This is a genomic window from Acuticoccus sp. I52.16.1 (genome assembly GCF_022865125.1).
Taxonomy (GTDB): domain Bacteria; phylum Pseudomonadota; class Alphaproteobacteria; order Rhizobiales; family Amorphaceae; genus Acuticoccus.
This window is the reverse complement of sequence record NZ_CP094828.1, coordinates 3,945,108-3,964,409: the sequence shown is the minus strand read 5'-3', so window position 1 is coordinate 3,964,409 and position 19,302 is coordinate 3,945,108. Positions and strand designations below refer to the sequence as shown.

Genomic DNA, 19,302 nt, shown 5'->3' with positions numbered 1-19,302 from the left:
CGCGGCGCCGCGCTAGCGGTGGAAGTCGAGGCCCATCTCGCGGTAGCGCTCGGGATCGTCGGTCCACCGCGGACGCACCTTGACGAACAGGAAGAGATGCACCGGCGCGCCGACCAGCTTGGCGATCTCGTGGCGCGCGGACATCGAGATGGAGCGGATGGTCTTGCCCTTCTCGCCCAGCACGATCTTCTTCTGCCCGTCGCGCTCGACGAAGATCGCCTGCTCGATCCGCACCGAGCCGTTGCGTAGCGTCTTCCACGTCTCCGTCTCGACGGTGGCCGAATAAGGCAGCTCGTCGTGGAGGCGCAGCGTCAGCTGCTCGCGGGTGATCTCGGCGGCGAGCTGGCGCATCGGGATGTCGGAGATCTGGTCCTCCGGGTAGAGCCAGGGGCCGGCCGACACCGAGCGCGCCAGATGACGGGCGAGATCGTCGACCCCGTCGCCGGTCTGCGCCGAGATCATGTAGGTGTCCTCGAAGCGGGTCACGTCGTTGGCGGCCTGGGCCAGTTCCAGAAGGCGCGGCGGGTCGACGAGGTCGACCTTGGTCAACACCAGCGTCTTGGGCTGGCGCACGGAGGTCAGGTCCTCGAGGATCTTGGCGTTCGCCTCGTCGATGCCGCGCTTGGCGTCGATCAGGAGGCAGATCCGGTCGGCGTCGTAGGCGTGGGTCCAGGCGGTCCGGACCATCGCGCGGTCGAGCCGGCGCTTGGGATCGAAGATGCCGGGCGTGTCCACCAGGATGATCTGCGCGTCTTCGGCCATCACGATGCCGCGCACGGTGGCGCGCGTCGTCTGCACCTTGTGCGTGACGATGGCGACCTTGGCGCCGACGAGCGCGTTGACGAGGGTCGACTTGCCGGCGTTCGGGGCGCCGATCAGGGCCGCGAAGCCGCAGCGCTGCTTGTCGAGGGGGACGCTGGGTTCGTCCGCGGCCGGCACAGGGGCGGCGGGCACAGGGGCGGCGGGCTCGGCGCTGGGGGCCGGATCGATGGCGTGGGGATCGATGGCGTGGGGGTCCTTGTCGTCGGGCACCTCAGGAAGGCTCCCGCATGGCGAGACGCGCCAGCGCGGCGCGGGCGGCGGCCTGCTCGGCCTCGCGCTTGGAGCCGCCCTCGCCTTCGGCGAGGATGGCGTCACCGTCCACCACTTCGATCACGAAGTGGGGGGCGTGGTCGGGTCCGGTGCGGGCCTTGAGGCGGTAGACCGGCGGCCGGCCGCCCTCGGCCTGGAGGCGTTCCTGCAAGCTGGTCTTGGCGTCGCGGTCGATGCCCTTGTCGTCGAGCAGCGGGGCCCACACGCGCAGGACCGCGGCTTCCGCGGCACCGAAGCCGGCGTCGAGGAAGACGGCGGCGAGCACCGCCTCGCACGCGTCGGCGAGGATGGCGGTCTTGCGGCGGCCGCCGGCCTGGGCCTCCGCGGCGCCGAGGCGCAGCGCCTCGTCGATCCCCAGCGACAGCGCCCGGTCGGCGCAGGTCTCCTTGCGCACCAGCGCGTTCAGGCGCCGCGCGAGGTCGCCCTCGTCGGCGGCCGGATCGCGGCGGTAGAGTTCGGCGGCGATGGTGAGGCCGAGCACGCGGTCGCCCACGAACTCCAGCCGCTGGTAGTTGGGCCCGCGGCCGTTGACGTGAACGCTGGCGTGGTTGAGCGCCTCGATCAGGACCCGACGGTCTGAGAAGGTGTGCCCCAGGCGGAGCTCGAGCGCGTCGAGCGCATCGTCAGACCGTTGCCCCAAAGACGTCTCCTACAGCGAAGTGAATATGCGGTTCCACCGCACGGCCCACGGCCAGTTCCAAACCTGCCAGATGGGCGTGCCTTCCCCAATTGAGAAGAAGATAACTTCCGCGCGACCCACGAAATTTTCAAACGGCACGAATCCGACACCCGACTGGCTGCGGCTGTCGGTCGAATTGTCCCGATTGTCGCCCATCATGAAGTAATGGCCTTCGGGGACGGTGTAGACCTGCGTGTTGTCGAACAGGCTGTTGGGGCTGGAGTCCAGGACCTCGTAGGTGACGCCGTTGGGCAGCGTCTCCTCGTAGCGGTGGGCGCGGACCTCGCGGCCGTTGGCGCCGACCTCCACATAGTCGGAGAGCTGGCGACGCGGCACCTCGCGGTCGTTGATGTAGAGGATCCCCTCGCGCACCTGGATGCGGTCGCCCGGCAGGCCGATGACGCGCTTGATGTAGTCGGTCGCATTGTCGCGCGGGAGCTTGAAGACGGCGACGTCGCCGCGCTCGGGCTCCGAGGCGAAAATACGACCCGACACCGGGATCGCTCCGAACGGGACAGAATATCGCGAATATCCGTAAGAATATTTCGACACGAAGAGGTAGTCACCCACGAGGAGGGTGTCGACCATCGAGGCTGACGGGATGTTGAACGGCTGGAACAGGAACGTTCGGATCACCAATGCGATCAGAAGTGCCTGAACGATGACCTTGAACAACTCGTACAGGCTGCCCTCGCCTTCCGACGTCTTGTCTTTCGCCACGCTCATCGAAACCCCTAATGCGGCGCGTCACTCTACACGCCCTTCGCCGCCGGGCGGCACGAACCTCAGCTCATAGAGCGTGAGGCACTGTCAAGCAATTCGGTCTGCGCGGGTGCGCGGGCCGTCCGCTATGATGGAACGGCCTCGATCACCACGAAGGCCTGCGCCAGGGGGTGGTCGTCCGTCATGGTGAGATGGATCGCCGGGACGTGTCCGTCGGGGATCATCGCGTTCAACCGGTCGAGAGCGCCGCCGGTCAGTTGCAGCGTCGGTTGGCCGGACTTCAGGTTAACCACGCCCATCTCGCGCCAGGCAACCCCCATCCGGATGCCCGACCCCAGCGCCTTGGAGCAGGCCTCCTTGGCGGCGAACCGCTTGGCGAAGGTGGCGGCCGGCGTCACGCGGCGGGCGGCCTTGGCGCGCTCGACGTCGGTGAAGACGCGGTGGGTGAAGCGCTCGCCGAAGCGGTCGAGCGTCTTCTGGATGCGGCGAATGTCGATCAGGTCCGAGCCGATGCCGATGATCACGAGCGCCCCTCGGTCCGGCGCAGCGGCGCGGGGTCCGTCTCGTGCGCGGCCTCGCCGGCGCCTTCATGGGCGAAGCCGTGCTCGTGCGCGCCGTGGTGGCTTCCGTCCCGGCAAGGCTCGGCCTCACGGTGGTGGGCGAGGTCCTGGGCGTGCTCGATCTCGTCGATCATGGCGGCGGGATGCAGGAGATCGGCCGGCCGCAGCGCCAGGTCGACGCGGTTCTGCGCCGCGGCCGCGAGCCGGGCCGACCGCAGCGACTGCGACATGACCACCGTCGAGCGGACAAGCAGATAGAGCGCCCCGGCGATCACCGTGCCCATCACGATCCCGCCGACGAACATCGGCTTCAGCGTCGGCCAGATGGTGTCGAACGACTGGGTCAGCGTGTTGAACGACAGCTCGACCTGTCCCGGATGCGCCCCCTTCGGAGAGGGGCCGAGGATCAGTTCGCCCAGCTGGAAGGAGGACAGCCAGATCAACGGGAAGGTCAACGGATTGCCGACCGCCGTGCCGAACGCGGCGGCGATCATCGACCCGCCGATCACCCAGGCGAGCGCGAACGAAAGGATGAAGTGGAAGCCCACCAGCGGCGTACAGGATGCGAAGGCGCCCGCCGCCACGCCCGCCGCGATCGCATGCGGCGACGCCTCGAGACGCAGGACGCGGTGCTTGTAGTAGCTGAACGATCGCCCGAACGATCGACGGGGCCAGGCCGCAACCCGCAAACGCTCGCGGAACGATGGCCGAGCCTTCCGCGCGAACAGCATGCACTCTCCTCCGAACCCAATCGCGCGCGTCATTGAAGGACCGGCGTCAGTGGCTGGTGCGCGAGGCTTCGGCCACCGTCGTCAGTCCCCGCAACCTGTCCAGTACGCGGGACAGATGCGCAGCATCCCGCACCTCGATATGGAGGTTGAGTTCGCGATAATCAGGGGTCTTCGTCACGACTGTGAGTTCCCCGAGATCGGCGTCCTCGGCCTCGAGCGCCTCGGCGATGCCGGCGAACACGGTGGGCTTGTTCGACGCGACGACCCGGACTGCTGCGGTATAGAGCGTCGCCGCGGCGCCGGAAAGGTCCCAAGCCACGTCCACCCAGCAATGCGGATCCGCGGCCACCGCATCGAGTGCGTCGCTGGCGCCGGCCGGATAGATCGTCACACCCTCCCCCGGCTGGAGAATGCCGACGATCTTGTCGCCCGGGATCGTCGGATGCTGGGGGGCGAAGGTGATGGGCAGATCATCGCCATGGCCGCGGATCTTCACCGGCGCCCCGTTGTGGTGGGCGGGCGGCGGCACCGTCCCCTCCGCCTCGTAGCCGAGGGCGCGCAGCACGTCGGTCGCCGACATCGCGTCGCTGCCGATGGCGTAGGCGAGCGCATCGGCCTCCGGATAGCCCAGCCGCTCGGCGCTGGTGGCGAGCGAGGGGACGTCCGGCAGCGCGCGGCGCACGACCTCGTTCTCGAACAGCTGGCGACCGAGGCGCACGAACTTGCGCCGGTCCTGCTCGCGGTTGGCGCGCCGGATGGCGGCGCGGGCCTTGCCGGTGACGGCGAGCGCGTTCCATGCGGACGGCGGCTGCGCCCCTTCCTTGCACAGGATCTCCACCTCGTCGCCGCTGTTGAGCGGGGTGACGAGCGGGCGCGGATGGCCGTTGATACGACAACCCGTGCAGGTATTCCCGACGTCGGTGTGGACCTGATATGCAAAATCGATGGGGGTCGCGCCCGGCGGCAGCGCGATCAGCTTGCCGCGCGGCGTGAAGCAGTAGACGCGATCCTGGAACAGTTCGAGCTTGGTGTGCTCCAGGAATTCGGCCGACGAGCCGCCGTCCGACAACAGCTCGATGGTGTGGCGCAGCCAGGCATAGGCTTCCGAATCGCGCGCCAGCTCGCTCGGCCGGCGCGACGTGCCGTCCTTGTAGAAGGCGTGTGCGGCGATGCCGTACTCGGCGAGGCGGTGCATCTCGTGGCTGCGGATCTGCAGCTCGATGCGCTGCTTGCGCGGGCCGACGAGCGTGGTGTGGATCGAGCGATAGCCGTTCTGCTTCGGGGTCGAGATGTGGTCCTTGAAGCGGCCCGGGACCGACTGCCAGATCGTGTGCACGACGCCGAGCGCGGCGTAGCAGTCGGCCGTGGTGTCGACGAGGATGCGGAAGCCGTAGATGTCCGACAGGTGTTCGAAGTTGATCGATTTTCGCTGCATCTTGGCGAAGATCGAATAGGGCTTCTTCTCCCGCCCGGTCACCACGGCGGCGATGTCGTTCACGCGCAGCCGCTCGGACAGCTCCGCCTCGATGCCCGACAGCAGCGAGCCGACGGCGGCGCGCCGCTCGGCGAGCTTGCCCTCGATGTAGGCCGCCTCTTCGGGGTGGAGGACGTGGAAGGAGAGGTGCTCCAGCTCCTCGCGCATCCAGAAGATGCCCATCTTGCCGGCGAGCGGGGCGTAGACCTCCATGGTCTCCTGCGCGATGCGGGCGCGCTTGTGGACCGGCACCCAGTGGATGGTGCGCATGTTGTGGAGGCGATCGGCGAGCTTGACGAGAAGCACGCGCACGTCCTCGGCGACGGCCAGCAGCAGCTTTCGGAGGTTCTCGCCCTGCTTGTCGGCCTGGCTGACGAACGCCAGGCGGCCGATCTTGGTCAGCCCCTCGACCAGCTTGCCGATGCGCGGACCGAACAGGTGGTCGATCTCGGCGCGGGTGGCGTCGGTGTCTTCGATGGTGTCGTGCAGCAGGGCGGCGACGATGGTGGCGTCGTCGAGCCGCATCTGCGTCAGGATGGCGGCGACTTCCAGCGGATGGGAGAAGTAGGGGTCGCCCGAGGCGCGCTTCTGCCCGCCGTGCTTGGTCATGGAGTAGACGTAGGCGCGGTTCAGAAGCGCCTCGTCGACGTCCGGGTTATAGGCGGCGACCCGCTCGACCAGCTCGTATTGCCGCATCATCGGCCGCTGCGGCCCTTCCGTCCCGCCCCCAGAGGACGTCACATGGGGGTGGGAAGGCTTTCCTGCAACGCGTGCTTCGACCTGCCCAGCGTGTTCGTCGGTGCCGGATAAGGTACGAAGCATCGCGCGTTATGGTGCCTCCGTCAGACCTCTTCCGTCCGCTCCGGCGGGACCAGGGTCTCCATGGCGCGCAGGAGTTCTTCCTCGGACATGGAGTTGAAGGTCTGGTCGACGCTGTCGTCGGCGCCGCCGGAGGGCTGCTGGATGGCGGCGGCGGCCGGCATCTCGGCCTCCGGCTCGTCGACCTCGACGTTCTTCTGCAGGGAGTGGATGAGCTCTTCCTTCAGGTCTTCGGGATGAAGGCGCTGATCGGCGATCTCACGCAGAGCCACGACCGGATTCTTATCGTTGTCGCGGTCGACCATGATCGGCGAACCGGACGAGATCATCCGCGCACGGTGAGCGGCCAGCAGGACCAGCTCGAAGCGGTTCTCGACCTTATCGACGCAATCTTCGACGGTGACACGGGCCACGGCGAACTCCAAAATGAGTTGACAACAAGGGGGCTCCGATACCAAGCACACTCGACCGACGCAAGCGTCATGTTGTAGCATCATGTGTCATGGGCGGGCCTTTCCGCCCCGACCTCCTATTTATGTGATAGCTGTGCTCCCGCATTCACGGACCAGTGCGTCGCCTTGAACATACTGAACAGAAAGACCCCGAATGTTCGACCCCCGAGAGAAGATCGCTCTATTTATTGACGGCGCGAATCTCTACAGCGCTGCGCGATCGCTTGGATTTGATATTGACTATAAGCGATTGCTGTCAGTCTTCGGCGAGAAGGGTTACCTTCTCCGCGCATATTACTACACGGCCCTCGCCGAGGACCAGGAATTCTCGACCCTGCGCCCGCTGATCGACTGGCTCGATTACAACGGATATTCCGTCGTCACGAAGCCTCTCAAAGAGTTTTACGACCAGAGCGGCCGCCGCAAGGTCAAAGGCAACATGGATATCGAGCTGGTGATCGATGCCATGGAGCTCGCCGAGCAGGTCGACCACATCGTCCTCTTCTCCGGCGACGGTGACTTCCGTCGTCTGGCCGAGGCGTTGCAGCGCAAGGGCAAGAAGGTCAGCGTCGTCTCCTCGCTGCAGACCCAGCCGCCGATGATCGCCGACGACCTGCGCCGCCAGTCCGACCACTTCATCGAACTCGCCGACCTGCAGGCTCAGATCGGGCGCGACCCGTCCGAGCGCAACCCGCGCCCCGACCGGCCCGATCGCCCGGTCGCCGCCGAGCGTCACCCGCACCCCACCGCTTGACGACGCCGACCGTCGACTGGCCGCGGGACCCGGACCACGACTGTCCGCGGTGCCCGCGCCTGGTCGGCTACCGTCACGAGCAGCGGGCCCTCGAGCCGGCGTGGCACAACGCCCCGGTGCCGACCTTCGGCGACCCGGCGGCGCGTGTGCTCATCGTCGGCCTCGCCCCCGGCCGCATGGGCGCCAACCGCACCGGCCGTCCCTTCACGGGCGACTATGCCGGCACCCTCCTCTACGCCGCGCTCACCGCCCACGGCTTCGCCAACGGCCGGTTCGACGCCCGGCCCGACGACGGCCTCGTCCTCGTCGACGCTGCCGTCACCAACGCGGTGCGCTGCGTCCCCCCGCAGAACAAGCCCACCACCGCCGAGATCCGCGCCTGCGCCCCGTTCCTCACGGCGACGCTCGCCGCCTACCCCCGGGTGTCGACGATCCTCGCGCTGGGCCGCATCGCTCACGACGCGATCCTGCGCACGCTCGGCGCGCGCCTTTCCGCCCACCCATTCGGCCACGGCGCGATCCACGCCACGGCGTCCGGCCTCAACGTCGCCGACAGCTACCACCCGTCCCGCTACAACGTGAACACCGGCGTCCTCACCGACGCGATGTTCCACGACGTGGTCGCCGGCGTGCGCGCCCTCCTCGACCGCTCGGCCAGCTGAGACCGCCCGGCCAGCGGACCGCCCCGCCGCCCGGCCGCCGGCAGCGCCCGCCCGCCCCCGACGAAAAACGGCCCGCCTGGGTGACCAGGCGGGCCGTTCGCGTTCAAGCCTTCCGTGGGGCGGGCGCCGCAGCCTAGTTGCTGAAGCGCTCGGACAGGGTCAGCGCGGTGATGACCTGCGAGACGGCCGGCTCGATGATCCGCAGGAACTTGTTGAACTCGACCGAGGGGTGGGTGGAGACGTAGAGCAGGTCCTCGTCGCGCAGCTCGAAGGTCTGCATCAGGAAGAAGCTCTTCGGATCCTTCAGGTTGAAGCGGTAGACCACCGGCACCAGCGACCCCTCGTGCGCCACGATCGCCCGCTCGGAAAGCTGCTTGGCGATGGTGTCCGGCTCGAAGCGGAACAGGAAGACGCCGCGCGCATCGGCCTGCAGGTCGTTGAGGCCGCCGGCCTTGGCGAGACCCTCGGCGATGTTGATGCGGCGCGCCTCGAACGGGATCTCGGCCTTGGTCGTCGTCGCGCCGTAGACGGTGTAGGAGCGCGGCGCGGCGGCGAGGAGGATCGTGTCGCCCGGCTGGACCGCCACGTTCTCCTTGGGATTGTCGAACAGGTCCTCGAGGTCGGCGCTGGCGACCTTGTTGCCGCGGCGCAGGATCACCCGCGTCTGATAGGTGGGGATCGACGAGCCGCCGGCCGCCGCGATCACGTCCAGAACCCGGAAGTCCGACACTGGGACCGGGATTTTCCCGCCGGTGCCGACCTCGCCCAGAATGGTCACGGTGTTGACGACCGAGTTGGCCACCTGCACCTGCACCTGCGGCTGGATCGCCTTGTCCTGCAACGCCTCCTCGATGGCCGCGCGCAGCGACTTGGACGAGCGGCCGGCCGCCTGGATGGTGCCGACGTAAGGGACGAAGACCTCGCCGTCGCCGTCGATCGTCGCGACGATCTGCGTGGCCTTGGACGTCTCGGACGAGAACAGGCCGTCCGCGCCGGCCTCGTAGATGCTGATGGCGATCTGATCGCCGACCGCCAGGCGCACCTGCACGCTGCCGAAGTCGACCTTGTAGAACGAGGAGAAGCCCTTGGTCTTGTACTGGCCGGTGACGTTGACGACCTTCTCGTCCACGTCGACCACGACATATGCGGCCGGAGCCGCGTTCTCACGATTGGTCTCGGTGATCACCTGAGCGGACGGACCACTCGACGGCACCGCACCGCAGCCGGCCAAGGCCGCGGCACACGCGAGCGCTATCCATCTCAGCATCATCGAGACGTCCCCGTTCGGTACACAACGACGTCAGGCTTAACACCGTCGTTGCGCTGTGGGGACCGCTATTGCGTGACTTGACGAAACATCAATTTAGATCGTGGCATCGAAGCCACATGAACGCGTAGTAGTCGGAAGCACTTCGCGCCGAAACCTCCGGGTTTGCGGGCGGGGCGGCGCACTATAGTTAACACCTCCTTGCCGCCTGCTGCAACATCGCGGCCCGGCCCTCAGGCCGCCCGGTCCCGAATCACAGCAGACACCAAAATAATGAAGCCCCAGATCAAGAAGCTGGTGACCGCAACGATCGCCGTCCAGCGCATTGCTTGCGGGTACGTCGCCTCTTCTGGCGCATCCCCCCGCACGAAGACTGTCAGATACCGTTGCTGCTTCAAGGCATCGACGCGCGCCGCCTCCAAGGTCTCGTACGAGGACTGGTATTGGTTGAGCGCGAATTCACGCTCGGCCACCAGCTCCTCGTAGAGCGAGAGGCGCTCGGTGAGGACGCTCTCATCCTGCCCCTCCTCGCCCACGGCGACACGGCGCCGCTCGGCGTCGATCTGGCGCTGCATCGCCTCGATCTGGTTGCGCACGTAGACCACGCGCGGCGAGTTCTCGCTCATGGTGGAGCGCAGCGAGGTCAGCAGCGACTCCATGTTCGCCACGTCCGACTCCAGCTTGCTGACCACGGTCTGGCGGGCCTCGGCGGTCTTCTCCGGGCTGATCTCCTGCGTCGTGCCGCGGTAGGAGGCGACCGCCTTGCGCGCGTCGGCGTAGCGCGTCTCGGCGATGTCCACCTCGCGCTGGGCCGATCGCACGCTGTCCTCGCGCGCCCGCAGCGAGATGTCGTTGACGAGGTTCTCCGCCTTCTCGATCACCTTGCGGGTGATTGCCTCGGCGTCGCTGGGGCGGAAGGCGCGGATCGTCAGCGTCAGGATGCCGGTCTCGAGGTCGTAGTCGACCGCGGCCATCATGTTCCAGTAGGCGACGAGCCCCTCGATCGGCAGCGACGGATCGAGCCGGTAGTAGGGATCGGCCGAGGGACGGCTGTAGACTTCGAGGAAGTTCGCCTCGTTCACCAGCGCCTGCACCATCGCGCGGGACAGGATGTACTCCTGGACGATGAAGCTGTCGGCGATCTCGGTGCCCGCGCCGCCGCCGGAGGCCATGAAGAGGCCGGCGCTGTCCATCGCGCCGCTCGAATCGGAGGAGCCGCGCACCGCGAACTTGCTCTCGGTCGCATACTGCGGGCTCGCCGCGAAGGCGTAGAACAGCGCCACGCAGATCACCGGCACCGCCACGAACAGGATGAACGTCCAGCGCGAGAACCAGGCAAACGGGGACGTGCGCTGGTCGAGCTGGACGCGTGGCGGCAGAACGAACGTCTGGACCGGGTTCTCGCTCGCCGGTTGCGGCAGGTTGTCGACCTCGTCGACGTCGGTGGTGTCGACCGGGGTCGGGGCCTGGCGCCGCTCGGCGAGATAGCGCTGGCGGCGCTCGATCTTGCTGAGGCGGGTGCCGCGCCGCTCCGAGTTCGGCAGAGGAACGAGATTCTTGTCGGTCATATCGCCCTACATGAGATCGACGGCAACGCTTTCGTCGTCGCTGCCGTCGTCCTTGTCGTCTTGACCCGCAAACGGGTTCGGGTTCTCCGGCGTCGGCAGAGACTGGTAGATCTCCATCCCCCGCGCGACATCCTCGAACATGAACAGTCGCCCATTATACAGGATATGGAGCAGGTCGCAGTTGCTCGGAACCTGTCGTGGCTCGCTGAGCGCCGCAATATAGTCCCGCGACGTCACCGCCGACATCATCGCCTCGAGCCGCTCGTTCATCTGCCCGAACATCATGCCACGCAACGGGCCGTCGATGATGTGGCAGTCGAAATTCCCCAGAAGGTACACCAGCAGGCCGATCCGTCGGCGCATGGAGATGGGCATGTTGCCCATGCGCTCCTTGAGCTGCCCCTGCTGGAAGTTGCAGATCTCGAGCGCGGCGCCGATCAGGTAGGAGGGGTCGACGTTCAGCACCCGCGCGATGAAGATCATGTTCTGCCGCAGCGTCAGCCGTCCGTCGAGGTACTGCACGAACGACACCGACCAGGACAGGCGCGAGTTGACGATCACCCGCCCCTTCTGCACCGCCCGGCGCTTCAGCATCATGTCGATCAAAACGGTCTTGCCGGAGCCCTTGTGGCCGAGCACCGCGATGCGCCGCTGCTTCGGGAAGGCCGCCGACAGGTCCTTGAAAAGCGCATAGCGGCTGGTCTTCGCCTGCATGATGATGGTGCAGCGGTCCAGCGCGACATGGCAGGACCCGGCGTCGATCACCGGCTGTGCGCTGCGCAGCGCCTCGTCGGAGATGTAGGCGATGGACTCGTCCCGCGCCCGCGCGGCGTCGTTAAACGAGACGACGTTGGTCTCCATCATGCCAACTCCAAGACGTGCGGGCGAACGCGGCCGCGCGCCGTGCCGCCGTGCGCTCCGGCCCGGCCGGCGCGCGTCTGTGCAAAGGCGCCGCCCCATCCGAGCCCGGCCGTGCCGGACCGGGTATGGGCGCGCAAATATCCACGGGCAAGGCCCCGTCTCGCGGCGGCGCCTCCCGCAACCGCTCGATAAATAGCGATTTTCAGCTCCGGCGCAAAGGCGGCGGGCGAGTTTCTGGTGCAACGTGATCGGGCATGCCGCCATCGTGAGCGGCAGGTGGACCACCGGCGGCCGGAGCCGCCGGCCGGGTGTCCCCCAGCCGCGACAAACTGTTTGTCGGCAAATCACCGCGCCCGGCCCGAGGAACGAGATCGCCGCGAAGGACTTGACCCGGAGGCGCGCGGTATGACCTTGACGCTATGACACTCCGCCTCGTCCTCTTCGACTGTGACGGCACGCTCGTCGACAGTGCCGCCGTCATCGTCTCCGCCATGCAAGGCGCCTTCGTCCTCGAAGGCCTGCCCCCGCCCTCCGACGCGGAGGTGCGCGCCATCATCGGCCTCTCGCTGCCGCGTGCGGTCGGCGTGCTCGCCGCGCGCCATCCCGAGGCGCCGGTCGATGTCCTGGTCGCCTCCTACAAGGCCGCCTATCGCGATCAGGCGCTCGCCACCACGGGGAATGAGCCCACCTTCCCCGGCACGCACGAGGCGATCGCCGCGATCCACCGCGAGGATACGCTGCTGGGCGTCGTCACCGGCAAGTCGCGCCGCGGCCTGGAACGCGTTCTCGCCGAGCACGGCCTCGCCGAGCGCTTCGCCGTCACCGTCACCGCCGATGATGCAGCCTCCAAGCCCGCGCCCGACATGGTGCTGAACGCCCTCGCCGCCACCGGTGCCGCGGCGGCGAGCACCGTCGTCGTCGGCGACACCGTGTTCGACATCGAGATGGGCCTGAGCGCCGGGGCCGCCGCGATCGGCGTCGACTGGGGCTACCATGCCACCGCCGACCTCGAGGCCGCCGGCGCGCACGCCATCGCCCGGTCGATGGAAGAGCTGCCGCACCTGGTCGACGAGGTGCTGCGCAAGGTGGCCTCGTGAGCGCGGAGCGGCAGCCGCCGCGGCCGCCGGAGGCGATCCGCCGGTTCTACGAGGCCGCGTCCGTCGCGCCGCAAGAGGACGGCACGGCGCGCATCCACCTCGATGGGCGACCGGTGCGCACTCCGGCGAAGGCGCACCTGAGCGCCCCGCCCCCCGTCGCCGCGCGCATCGCCGCCGAGTGGAACGCGCAGGGCGAGCACATCCTGCCGATCACCATGCCGATGACGCGCCTCGTCAATACCGCGATCGACGGGGTCGCCGCCGCCGTCGACCCGGTGCGCGAGGACATCGCCCAGATGGCCACCAACGACCTCGTCATGTACCGCGCCGACTTCCCCGCCGGCCTCGTCGCCGAGCAGCGGGCGCTGTGGGATCCGGTGGTGACGATCGCCGAACGGCTCCTCGGCGTGCGCATCGTCCTCGTCGAGGGGATCATGCCGGCCGATCAGGACCCCCGCCTCGCCCCGGCGGTTCGCGCCCGCCTGCCCGAGGCGCCGCTGCCGCTCGCGGCCTTCCACCAGCTCACCACGCTCACCGGCAGCGCCCTCACCGCCCTCGCCTTCGCCGAGGCCGCGATCGACTTCGACACCCTGTGGCGCACCGCCCACGTCGACGAAGACTGGAACATCAAGGCCTGGGGCGTGGACGCCGAGGCGGCCGACCGGCGCGCCCAGCGCCGCCGCGACGCCGAGGCCGCCGCCTTCGTGCTGCGCCCGGAGGAAACGCCCGGCTGACGCCGCGACCCACCCCGCGGGTCGTCAGCCGCCGGGGCGCGCGTCTCCGCGGGAGCATCTTGAAGGCCTTGGGGTTGGCCTTGGCGAAGTCCAGTCGTGGGGGTCGTCGCGAGTTCGTCTGCGTCGTCGATACCCCCATGACGCCGCCGTCATGCGCGATGTGACATCGGGCGGAAATATCTCACCCGATCCGCCCCCCGGCCCCAACAATCCGACAATAGCCGCCCCCGGCGGATGCGCCGAGCCTTGTCACGTGATTGAATTGGCGATTGAACAACCGGACGAAGCGGCCCCGCCGCCGAAGAATCACTCACGGAGGAGCCGGATGAAGGACGTGCTTGTAGAGCTGGAGCGACGGCGGGCCGAAGCGCGGGCCGGCGGCGGCGAGAAGCGCATCGCCGCGCAGCACGAACGCGGCAAGCTCACCGCCCGCGAACGGCTCGAGGTGCTCCTCGACGAGAACTCCTTCGAGGAGTTCGACATGTTCGTCGAGCACCGCTGCACCGACTTCGGCATGGAGACGCAGAAGTTCCCCGGCGACGGCGTCGTCACCGGCTGGGGCACCATCAACGGGCGCCAGGTGTTCGTCTTCGCCAAGGACTTCACCGTCTTCGGCGGGTCGCTGTCGTGGACCCATGCCGAGAAGATCATGAAGGTCCAGGACATGGCGGTGCGCAATCGCGCCCCCATCATCGGCCTGTTCGACGCCGGCGGCGCGCGCATCCAGGAAGGCGTCGCAGCCCTCGGCGGCTACGGCGAGGTGTTCCAGCGCAACGTCTTGGCGTCGGGCGTCATCCCGCAGATCTCGGTCATCATGGGGCCGTGCGCGGGCGGCGACGTCTACTCCCCGGCGATGACGGACTTCATCTTCATGGTCCGCGGCACGTCCTACATGTTCGTCACCGGACCCGAGGTGGTGAAGACCGTCACCAACGAGACCGTCACCTCCGAGGAGTTGGGCGGGGCGGACGTCCACACCACCCGCTCCTCCGTCGCCGACGGGGCCTACAACGACGATATCGCCGCCCTGATCGACGTGCGGCGCCTGATCGACATCCTGCCGGCCTCCAACGTCTCCCCCGCGCCGGTGCTGGCGACGGACGATCCGTGGGACCGCGTCGAGATGAGCCTCGACACGCTGATCCCCGACAGCCCGACCGCGCCCTACGACATGAAGGAGCTTCTGGAGAAGGTCGCCGACGAGGGCAGCCTCTTCGAGATCCAGGCCGCGTTCGCCAAGAACATCCTGACCGCGTTCGGCCGGATCGAGGGCAAGACGGTCGGCTTCGTCGCCAACCAGCCGCTGGTGCTGGCGGGCGTGCTCGATAGCGACGCCTCCCGCAAGGCCGCCCGGTTCGTGCGCTTCTGCGACGCGTTCAACATCCCGATCGTGACGTTCGTCGACGTGCCGGGCTTCCTGCCGGGCACCGCGCAGGAGTATGGCGGGCTCATCAAGCACGGCGCCAAGCTGCTCTTCGCCTATGCCGAGGCGACGGTGCCGAAGGTGACGCTGATCACCCGCAAGGCCTACGGCGGCGCCTACGACGTCATGGCCTCCAAGCACCTGCGCGGCGACATGAACTACGCCTGGCCGACGGCCGAGATCGCGGTGATGGGGCCGAAGGGCGCCGCCGAGATCCTCTACCGCGCCGACCGCGGCAACCAGGAGGCGCTCGACAAGCGCATCAAGGAATATGAGGAGCGCTTCGCCAACCCGTTCGTCGCCGCCGAGCGCGGGTTCATCGACGAGGTGATCCTGCCCCACTCGACCCGCCGGCGGATCGCGCGGGCGCTGCGCCTCCTGCAGGAGAAGCGCCTCGAGAACCCCTGGCGCAAACACGACACGATCCCGCTCTAGGTCGTGAACTCATGGTCCGGGATTCTCAAATGGTCGCGCCCATGATTCAATCTCCTGTCAGTCAGGAGTTGGGGCGTGGCACGTTACGATCTGAGCGAAGTGGAATGGTCGATCATCGAGCCGCTGTTGCCGCCGGCGCCGGCCGGAAAGCAGCGTGTGGACGACCGGCGTGTCCTCAACGGCATCTTCTGGGTGTTGCGGACCGGGTCACCGTGGCGCGACTTGCCGGCGCGCTATGGCCCATCGACGACGGTCTACAATCGCTTCAACAGATGGGCCAAGCGCGGCGTATGGCTGGTGGTGTTCGAGGCACTTGCTCGAGAAGAGCCGGCCGCGCTCCAGCTCATCGACAGCTCCATCGTGAAGGCTCACCAGCACGCAGCCGGCGGAAAAAAGGGGGCCCGGATCACGCCATTGGCCGTTCTCGTGGAGGACTGACGACCAAACTCCACGCCGTCGTCAACGAGCGGGGCCTGCCGATCCGCTTCGTAATCACGGCTGGTCAGGCCTCCGACAAGACAACAGCGCCGATCCTCCTCGACGGGCTCCCACTCGCACCGGACATCGTGGCCGACCGCGGCTACAGCGCCAAGGCGCTGATCGAATGGTGTGCGGCCAGAGGCGCCACCGCCCACATCCCGAGCCAGCGCAACGTTCGTGTTATGCGCACCGTTGCACCACCGCTCTATCGGCTGCGCAACCTCGTCGAGCGGTACTTCAACAAGCTGAAGCACTTCCGCCGCATTGCCACCCGATTCGACAAACTCGCCCGAAACTTCATGGCCGCCGTCGCCTTGGCATCGACCCGCCTATGGCTACGACACCATGAGTCCACGACCTAGAGGTCCACAATGGAGGCGACGAAGACCGAGCCACGCATCAAAGCCGCCATCATCGACCGCGCGGACGGCGGTGCGGACGAGGCGGCCCCGCCCGTCGACCGCAGCTTCGCGGGGGCGGCGGTGCTCGTCACCGGCGGGAGCGGCTGGCTCGGGCGGCTGGTGGCCGAGGCGGTCGCACGGCGCGGCGCCTCCGTCGCCCTCACCTACCGGCGCGGCGACGTGCGGGCCAAGGCCGCGGTGGATTCCATCACCGCCGGCGGCGCCCGCGCCATCGCCCTGCCGCTCGACCATACCAAGCCGACCCACGTCACCACCGCGATCGAGACCACGGCGCACTTCCTCGGCGGGCTCGACATCCTGGTGAACTGCGCCGGCGCGACCGAGGGGCGGGTCCGCGTCCCGACCGGCGATCTCGACGCGCTGACGCCGACGCTGTGGGACGACCTGATGAAGGTGAACCTGCGCGGCCCCTATCTCGTCGCCAGAGCGGCCGCGCCTTATCTTCGCCAATCCCGGTGGGGGCGGATCGTGATGGTCGGCGCCAGCATCGCGCCGGACGGCAAGGCCGGCGCCGCCGCCTATGCGCCCAGCCGCCTCGCCGTCGCCGAGCTGACGCGCTTCCTCGCCGCCGCGCTCGCGCCCGCCATCCAGGTCAACTGCGTCGCCCCGGACATGACCGACGTGACCCCGCTCCCGGCCGTGGAGCCGGCGCCCGCGACCCTCGGGGCCGCCCGCGCGATGATCTCCGCCGAGGGCCGGCGGCTCGACAAGCTGCGCCCGCTGCCTCCGGCGCTGAAGGCGAGGCTCGACGACATCGTGCTGCAGATCGTCACCACCTGCCTGGACGAGAGCCTGACGGGCGAAGTGATTGAGATGGGGGGCCGGCGGCGCTGATCCGCCGGGTCCGCGGCGCGGCTCAGGCCTGAACGGCGCGCCCCACGGCGCCCAGGAGCGCCGGGAGGTCCTTGGGCGCGTTCAACGGAACGGTGTGCGGCGGCAGCACCTCCGGCCGGCCCATCGCACCGCGCGGCGTCACCCGCACCATCATGCCCGACGACACCACCGCCCGCAGCCGCTGCGCCGTGAGCGGCGCGTCGACGAAGGCGGTGATCGAATCGGCCAGCACCTCGCGCGCCGTGGAGGCGTCGGCGATCGGCGCCTCCTGCGCGCCCGACAGCAGCGTCACCTCGGGGTCCTTGAACGGCTGCGTCTCGGCGTAGGCGTGGAACTTGTCGACCGCCGGCTGGAACATCGGCAGGTGCCACGGCCCCTCGACGGCCTGCTCCAGCCAGCGCCAGCCCATCTCGCCGGCGAGCCAGGCCGCCTCCGACAGTGCCGGCTCCATCCCCGCGATCAGTTGCAGGTTGGGGCCGAGGATGCCGACCATCTCGATATGGCCCAGCCCGCTCACCTCGGCGCAAAGATCCTTCGCCCCGTCCTCCGTGGTGCCGATCAGCAGGCCGACGCCGCCCGGCGGCAAGGTGCGCGCGATCTCCGCCTCGCACACGCCGCGATAATGGGCGAGTCGCAGCACCGTGGGAAAGTCCACCACGCCGGCGGCATAGGCGGCGACCGTCTCGCCCAGGCTCAGCCCGCTGACGGCGCCCGGCTCGGCCAGCCCGTTGCGGCGCGCATAGTCGAACGCGATCGCCGAGGCGAGGACGTTGCTCACCGTCTGCACCTCGACCCGGCCGTGGATCTTAGGATCGCGATGGCAGGTCAACTCGATGAGCTCGCGCCCCAGCACGTCGACCGCCAGCTGGAACTGGTCGCGCGAGGCGCGGTCGGCGTTGACGAAGGTCAGCGCCATGTCCCACGCCGGCTTGCCGCGGCCCGTGAAGAGGAGCGCATAGTGACCCGTGGGGGTGTCGATACCGCTCATCCTGCTCCGCCGAATCCTTGCGCCGCCGAGGTGTCTCTCGAATGGCCTCAGGTACCAGCAGAGCATTTGGCGATCAATCGATGTACAATCAGGCTTGCGTGAAGGTGCGCAAAGTTCCAATCCGCCGCGCACGCCCTGACAGCGGGCGTACACGGCCCCCGGCGCGGCCGGGGCGCACGGTCACAACGCCGCCAGAAGCATGAAGGCAAGCGGTGTCAGCAGCGCGGTCAACGCCCCGTTGAGTGCCATGCCGATACCCGCGAAAGCCCCCGCCACCGGGTCGACCTGGAAGGCGCGCGCAGTGCCGATCCCATGCGCGGCCACCCCCGCCGCGAACCCGCGGGCGCGCATGTCGGTCATCTTCAGGAGGTTCATCAGCGGCGTCACCGCCACGGCGCCGATGATACCGGTGAGGATCACCAGCACCGCCGTCAGCGGCGGAATGCCCCCCAGTGCCTCGGCGATGCCCATGGCGATCGGCGTCGTCACCGACTTGGGCGCCAGCGAGGCGAGCACGTCCCCCGGCAGCCCCAACGCCCAGCCGACGACGAGCGCGCTGGTCACCGCCGTCACCGACCCCGCCACCAGCGCCGCGGCGATGGGCTTGGCCGACCGGCGCACCAGCGCGCGGTTCTGCACCAGCGGGATCGCCAGCGCCACCGTCGCCGGGCCGAGCATGAAGTGCACGAACTGCGCCCCCTCGAAATATGTGGGAAACGGCGTACCGGTGATCCCCAGCAGCGCGATCACCAGCACCGCCGACACCACCACCGGGTTCGCCAGCGGATGCCGCCCCACCCGTGCCGCCAGCCGGTCCGCCAGCGCGTAGGCGATCACCGTCACCGTGAGCCACGTCAGCGGCTCTTCGGAGAGGTAGACCCAGAGAAGCTCGACCTCCTGCGGCATCACTTGCCCGCCGCCCAGCGGAACGCCAGCGCCGCCGCCGACAGCGCCGCCACCGACGACACCACCAGCGCCGCGATCAGCGCGAAGCCGTACTCCATGAAGAGCTCGCGGTGGTCGATCACCCCCACCGCCGCCGGTACGAACAGGAGCGACAGGTTGGACAGGATCGTGCGCGCGGTGGTGTCCATCGTCGGCGATACCTCGCCCCGCACGAGCAGCCCCGCGCACATCAGCGCCGCGCCGACGACCGGACCGGGCACCGGGAGGTCAGCCAGACGCACGAAGATTTCGCCCAGGAGCTGGCACCCGAGGAGGAGAGCGATGGCGTTGATCATAGGGGC

General features: G+C 68.5%; 20 protein-coding genes. 7 read left to right on the top strand and 13 right to left on the bottom strand.

The window, feature by feature from the left end; genetic code table 11:
• Positions 1-12: 12 nt before the first annotated feature.
• The 7 genes from era to rpoZ all read right to left on the bottom strand — a co-directional run bounded on the left by era (position 13) and on the right by rpoZ (position 6,491).
• Positions 13-939 (bottom strand): GTPase Era, encoded by a 927-nt coding sequence (gene era / locus MRB58_RS17835; protein WP_244782036.1) that lies wholly within the window; start codon positions 937-939, stop codon positions 13-15.
• A 94-nt stretch (positions 940-1,033) separates the two neighbouring features.
• On the bottom strand, positions 1,034-1,732 hold the full coding sequence (rnc, locus tag MRB58_RS17830) for a ribonuclease III (RefSeq protein WP_244778444.1): 699 nt from the start codon (positions 1,730-1,732) through the stop codon (positions 1,034-1,036).
• Positions 1,733-1,741: 9 nt separating this feature from the next.
• Positions 1,742-2,497 (bottom strand): signal peptidase I, encoded by a 756-nt coding sequence (gene lepB / locus MRB58_RS17825; protein ID WP_244778443.1) that lies wholly within the window; start codon positions 2,495-2,497, stop codon positions 1,742-1,744.
• Between the two features lie 122 nt (positions 2,498-2,619).
• Positions 2,620-3,018 (bottom strand): holo-ACP synthase, encoded by a 399-nt coding sequence (gene acpS, locus MRB58_RS17820; RefSeq protein ID WP_244778442.1) that lies wholly within the window; start codon positions 3,016-3,018, stop codon positions 2,620-2,622.
• Positions 3,015-3,785 carry a DUF2062 domain-containing protein gene (locus tag MRB58_RS17815; RefSeq protein ID WP_244778441.1) on the bottom strand — a complete coding sequence of 257 codons (771 nt, stop codon included), beginning with the start codon at positions 3,783-3,785 and terminating at the stop codon, positions 3,015-3,017. The genes acpS and MRB58_RS17815 overlap by 4 nt, the downstream gene beginning before the upstream one ends.
• A gap of 46 nt (positions 3,786-3,831) precedes the next feature.
• Positions 3,832-5,958: a bifunctional (p)ppGpp synthetase/guanosine-3',5'-bis(diphosphate) 3'-pyrophosphohydrolase gene (locus tag MRB58_RS17810; protein WP_244778440.1), complete on the bottom strand. Its 2,127-nt coding sequence runs from the start codon at positions 5,956-5,958 to the stop codon at positions 3,832-3,834.
• A 143-nt stretch (positions 5,959-6,101) separates the two neighbouring features.
• The gene (rpoZ, locus tag MRB58_RS17805) at positions 6,102-6,491 is read right to left on the bottom strand and encodes a DNA-directed RNA polymerase subunit omega (RefSeq protein WP_244778439.1); all 390 of its coding nucleotides are present in this window, start codon (positions 6,489-6,491) and stop codon (positions 6,102-6,104) included.
• Between the two features lie 193 nt (positions 6,492-6,684).
• Here rpoZ and MRB58_RS17800 point away from each other — a divergent pair, with 193 nt between their 5' ends.
• Positions 6,685-7,284, top strand: coding sequence for an NYN domain-containing protein (locus MRB58_RS17800; protein WP_244778438.1), 600 nt, complete (start codon positions 6,685-6,687; stop codon positions 7,282-7,284).
• Complete coding sequence (locus tag MRB58_RS17795; RefSeq protein ID WP_244778437.1) at positions 7,281-7,946, top strand: uracil-DNA glycosylase; 666 nt, start codon at positions 7,281-7,283, stop codon at positions 7,944-7,946. The genes MRB58_RS17800 and MRB58_RS17795 overlap by 4 nt, the downstream gene beginning before the upstream one ends.
• 133 nt (positions 7,947-8,079) lie before the next feature.
• Here the strand turns inward: MRB58_RS17795 and MRB58_RS17790 are convergent, their stop codons facing one another.
• The 3 genes from MRB58_RS17790 to MRB58_RS17780 all read right to left on the bottom strand — a co-directional run bounded on the left by MRB58_RS17790 (position 8,080) and on the right by MRB58_RS17780 (position 11,645).
• On the bottom strand, positions 8,080-9,216 hold the full coding sequence (locus MRB58_RS17790) for a polysaccharide biosynthesis/export family protein (protein ID WP_244778436.1): 1,137 nt from the start codon (positions 9,214-9,216) through the stop codon (positions 8,080-8,082).
• A 230-nt stretch (positions 9,217-9,446) separates the two neighbouring features.
• Entirely contained in the window at positions 9,447-10,781 is a 1,335-nt protein-coding gene (locus tag MRB58_RS17785; protein WP_244778435.1) for a hypothetical protein, read from the bottom strand.
• 6 nt (positions 10,782-10,787) lie between these two features.
• Positions 10,788-11,645 carry an ATP-binding cassette domain-containing protein gene (locus tag MRB58_RS17780; protein ID WP_244778434.1) on the bottom strand — a complete coding sequence of 286 codons (858 nt, stop codon included), beginning with the start codon at positions 11,643-11,645 and terminating at the stop codon, positions 10,788-10,790.
• Positions 11,646-12,061: 416 nt separating this feature from the next.
• On the opposite strand from MRB58_RS17780, the gene MRB58_RS17775 reads away from it, so the two are divergent.
• From MRB58_RS17775 to MRB58_RS17755, 5 genes are all read left to right on the top strand, one after another.
• A complete protein-coding gene (locus MRB58_RS17775; protein WP_244778433.1) occupies positions 12,062-12,739 on the top strand; it encodes an HAD-IA family hydrolase in 678 nt (225 codons plus the stop codon).
• Positions 12,736-13,473, top strand: coding sequence for an ATP12 family chaperone protein (locus MRB58_RS17770; RefSeq protein ID WP_244778432.1), 738 nt, complete (start codon positions 12,736-12,738; stop codon positions 13,471-13,473). Before MRB58_RS17775 ends, MRB58_RS17770 begins: the two co-directional genes overlap by 4 nt.
• A gap of 325 nt (positions 13,474-13,798) precedes the next feature.
• Positions 13,799-15,331 carry an acyl-CoA carboxylase subunit beta gene (locus MRB58_RS17765; RefSeq protein WP_244778431.1) on the top strand — a complete coding sequence of 511 codons (1,533 nt, stop codon included), beginning with the start codon at positions 13,799-13,801 and terminating at the stop codon, positions 15,329-15,331.
• Between the two features lie 75 nt (positions 15,332-15,406).
• A protein-coding gene (locus tag MRB58_RS17760) for an IS5 family transposase (protein WP_244778430.1) occupies positions 15,407-16,173 on the top strand; the annotation gives its coding sequence in 2 pieces (ribosomal slippage) (positions 15,407-15,716 and positions 15,716-16,173; 768 coding nt in all).
• 9 nt (positions 16,174-16,182) lie between these two features.
• Positions 16,183-17,067 carry an SDR family NAD(P)-dependent oxidoreductase gene (locus MRB58_RS17755; RefSeq protein ID WP_244778429.1) on the top strand — a complete coding sequence of 295 codons (885 nt, stop codon included), beginning with the start codon at positions 16,183-16,185 and terminating at the stop codon, positions 17,065-17,067.
• A 22-nt stretch (positions 17,068-17,089) separates the two neighbouring features.
• On the opposite strand, the gene MRB58_RS17750 is transcribed toward MRB58_RS17755, so the two are convergent.
• From MRB58_RS17750 to MRB58_RS17740, 3 genes are all read right to left on the bottom strand, one after another.
• Positions 17,090-18,055: an ACP S-malonyltransferase gene (locus MRB58_RS17750; RefSeq protein WP_244778428.1), complete on the bottom strand. Its 966-nt coding sequence runs from the start codon at positions 18,053-18,055 to the stop codon at positions 17,090-17,092.
• Between the two features lie 180 nt (positions 18,056-18,235).
• Positions 18,236-18,961, bottom strand: coding sequence for an LrgB family protein (locus MRB58_RS17745; RefSeq protein ID WP_244778427.1), 726 nt, complete (start codon positions 18,959-18,961; stop codon positions 18,236-18,238).
• On the bottom strand, positions 18,961-19,296 hold the full coding sequence (locus MRB58_RS17740) for a CidA/LrgA family protein (RefSeq protein WP_244778426.1): 336 nt from the start codon (positions 19,294-19,296) through the stop codon (positions 18,961-18,963). The genes MRB58_RS17745 and MRB58_RS17740 overlap by 1 nt, the downstream gene beginning before the upstream one ends.
• Positions 19,297-19,302: the final 6 nt, after the last annotated feature.

What these genes read in the sequence shown, in the direction of transcription:
- lepB (WP_244778443.1), bottom strand. Translation starts at nt 2,497, where the DNA reads ATGAGCGTGGCGAAAGACAAGACGTCGGAAGGCGAGGGCAGCCTGTAC.
- MRB58_RS17815 (WP_244778441.1), bottom strand. Translation starts at nt 3,785, where the DNA reads ATGCTGTTCGCGCGGAAGGCTCGGCCATCGTTCCGCGAGCGTTTGCGG.
- MRB58_RS17810 (WP_244778440.1), bottom strand. Translation starts at nt 5,958, where the DNA reads ATGATGCGGCAATACGAGCTGGTCGAGCGGGTCGCCGCCTATAACCCG.
- MRB58_RS17800 (WP_244778438.1), top strand. Translation starts at nt 6,685, where the DNA reads ATGTTCGACCCCCGAGAGAAGATCGCTCTATTTATTGACGGCGCGAAT.
- MRB58_RS17790 (WP_244778436.1), bottom strand. Translation starts at nt 9,216, where the DNA reads ATGATGCTGAGATGGATAGCGCTCGCGTGTGCCGCGGCCTTGGCCGGC.
- MRB58_RS17785 (WP_244778435.1), bottom strand. Translation starts at nt 10,781, where the DNA reads ATGACCGACAAGAATCTCGTTCCTCTGCCGAACTCGGAGCGGCGCGGC.
- MRB58_RS17780 (WP_244778434.1), bottom strand. Translation starts at nt 11,645, where the DNA reads ATGATGGAGACCAACGTCGTCTCGTTTAACGACGCCGCGCGGGCGCGG.
- MRB58_RS17775 (WP_244778433.1), top strand. Translation starts at nt 12,062, where the DNA reads ATGACACTCCGCCTCGTCCTCTTCGACTGTGACGGCACGCTCGTCGAC.
- MRB58_RS17765 (WP_244778431.1), top strand. Translation starts at nt 13,799, where the DNA reads ATGAAGGACGTGCTTGTAGAGCTGGAGCGACGGCGGGCCGAAGCGCGG.
- MRB58_RS17755 (WP_244778429.1), top strand. Translation starts at nt 16,183, where the DNA reads ATGGAGGCGACGAAGACCGAGCCACGCATCAAAGCCGCCATCATCGAC.
- MRB58_RS17750 (WP_244778428.1), bottom strand. Translation starts at nt 18,055, where the DNA reads ATGAGCGGTATCGACACCCCCACGGGTCACTATGCGCTCCTCTTCACG.
- MRB58_RS17745 (WP_244778427.1), bottom strand. Translation starts at nt 18,961, where the DNA reads ATGCCGCAGGAGGTCGAGCTTCTCTGGGTCTACCTCTCCGAAGAGCCG.
- MRB58_RS17740 (WP_244778426.1), bottom strand. Translation starts at nt 19,296, where the DNA reads ATGATCAACGCCATCGCTCTCCTCCTCGGGTGCCAGCTCCTGGGCGAA.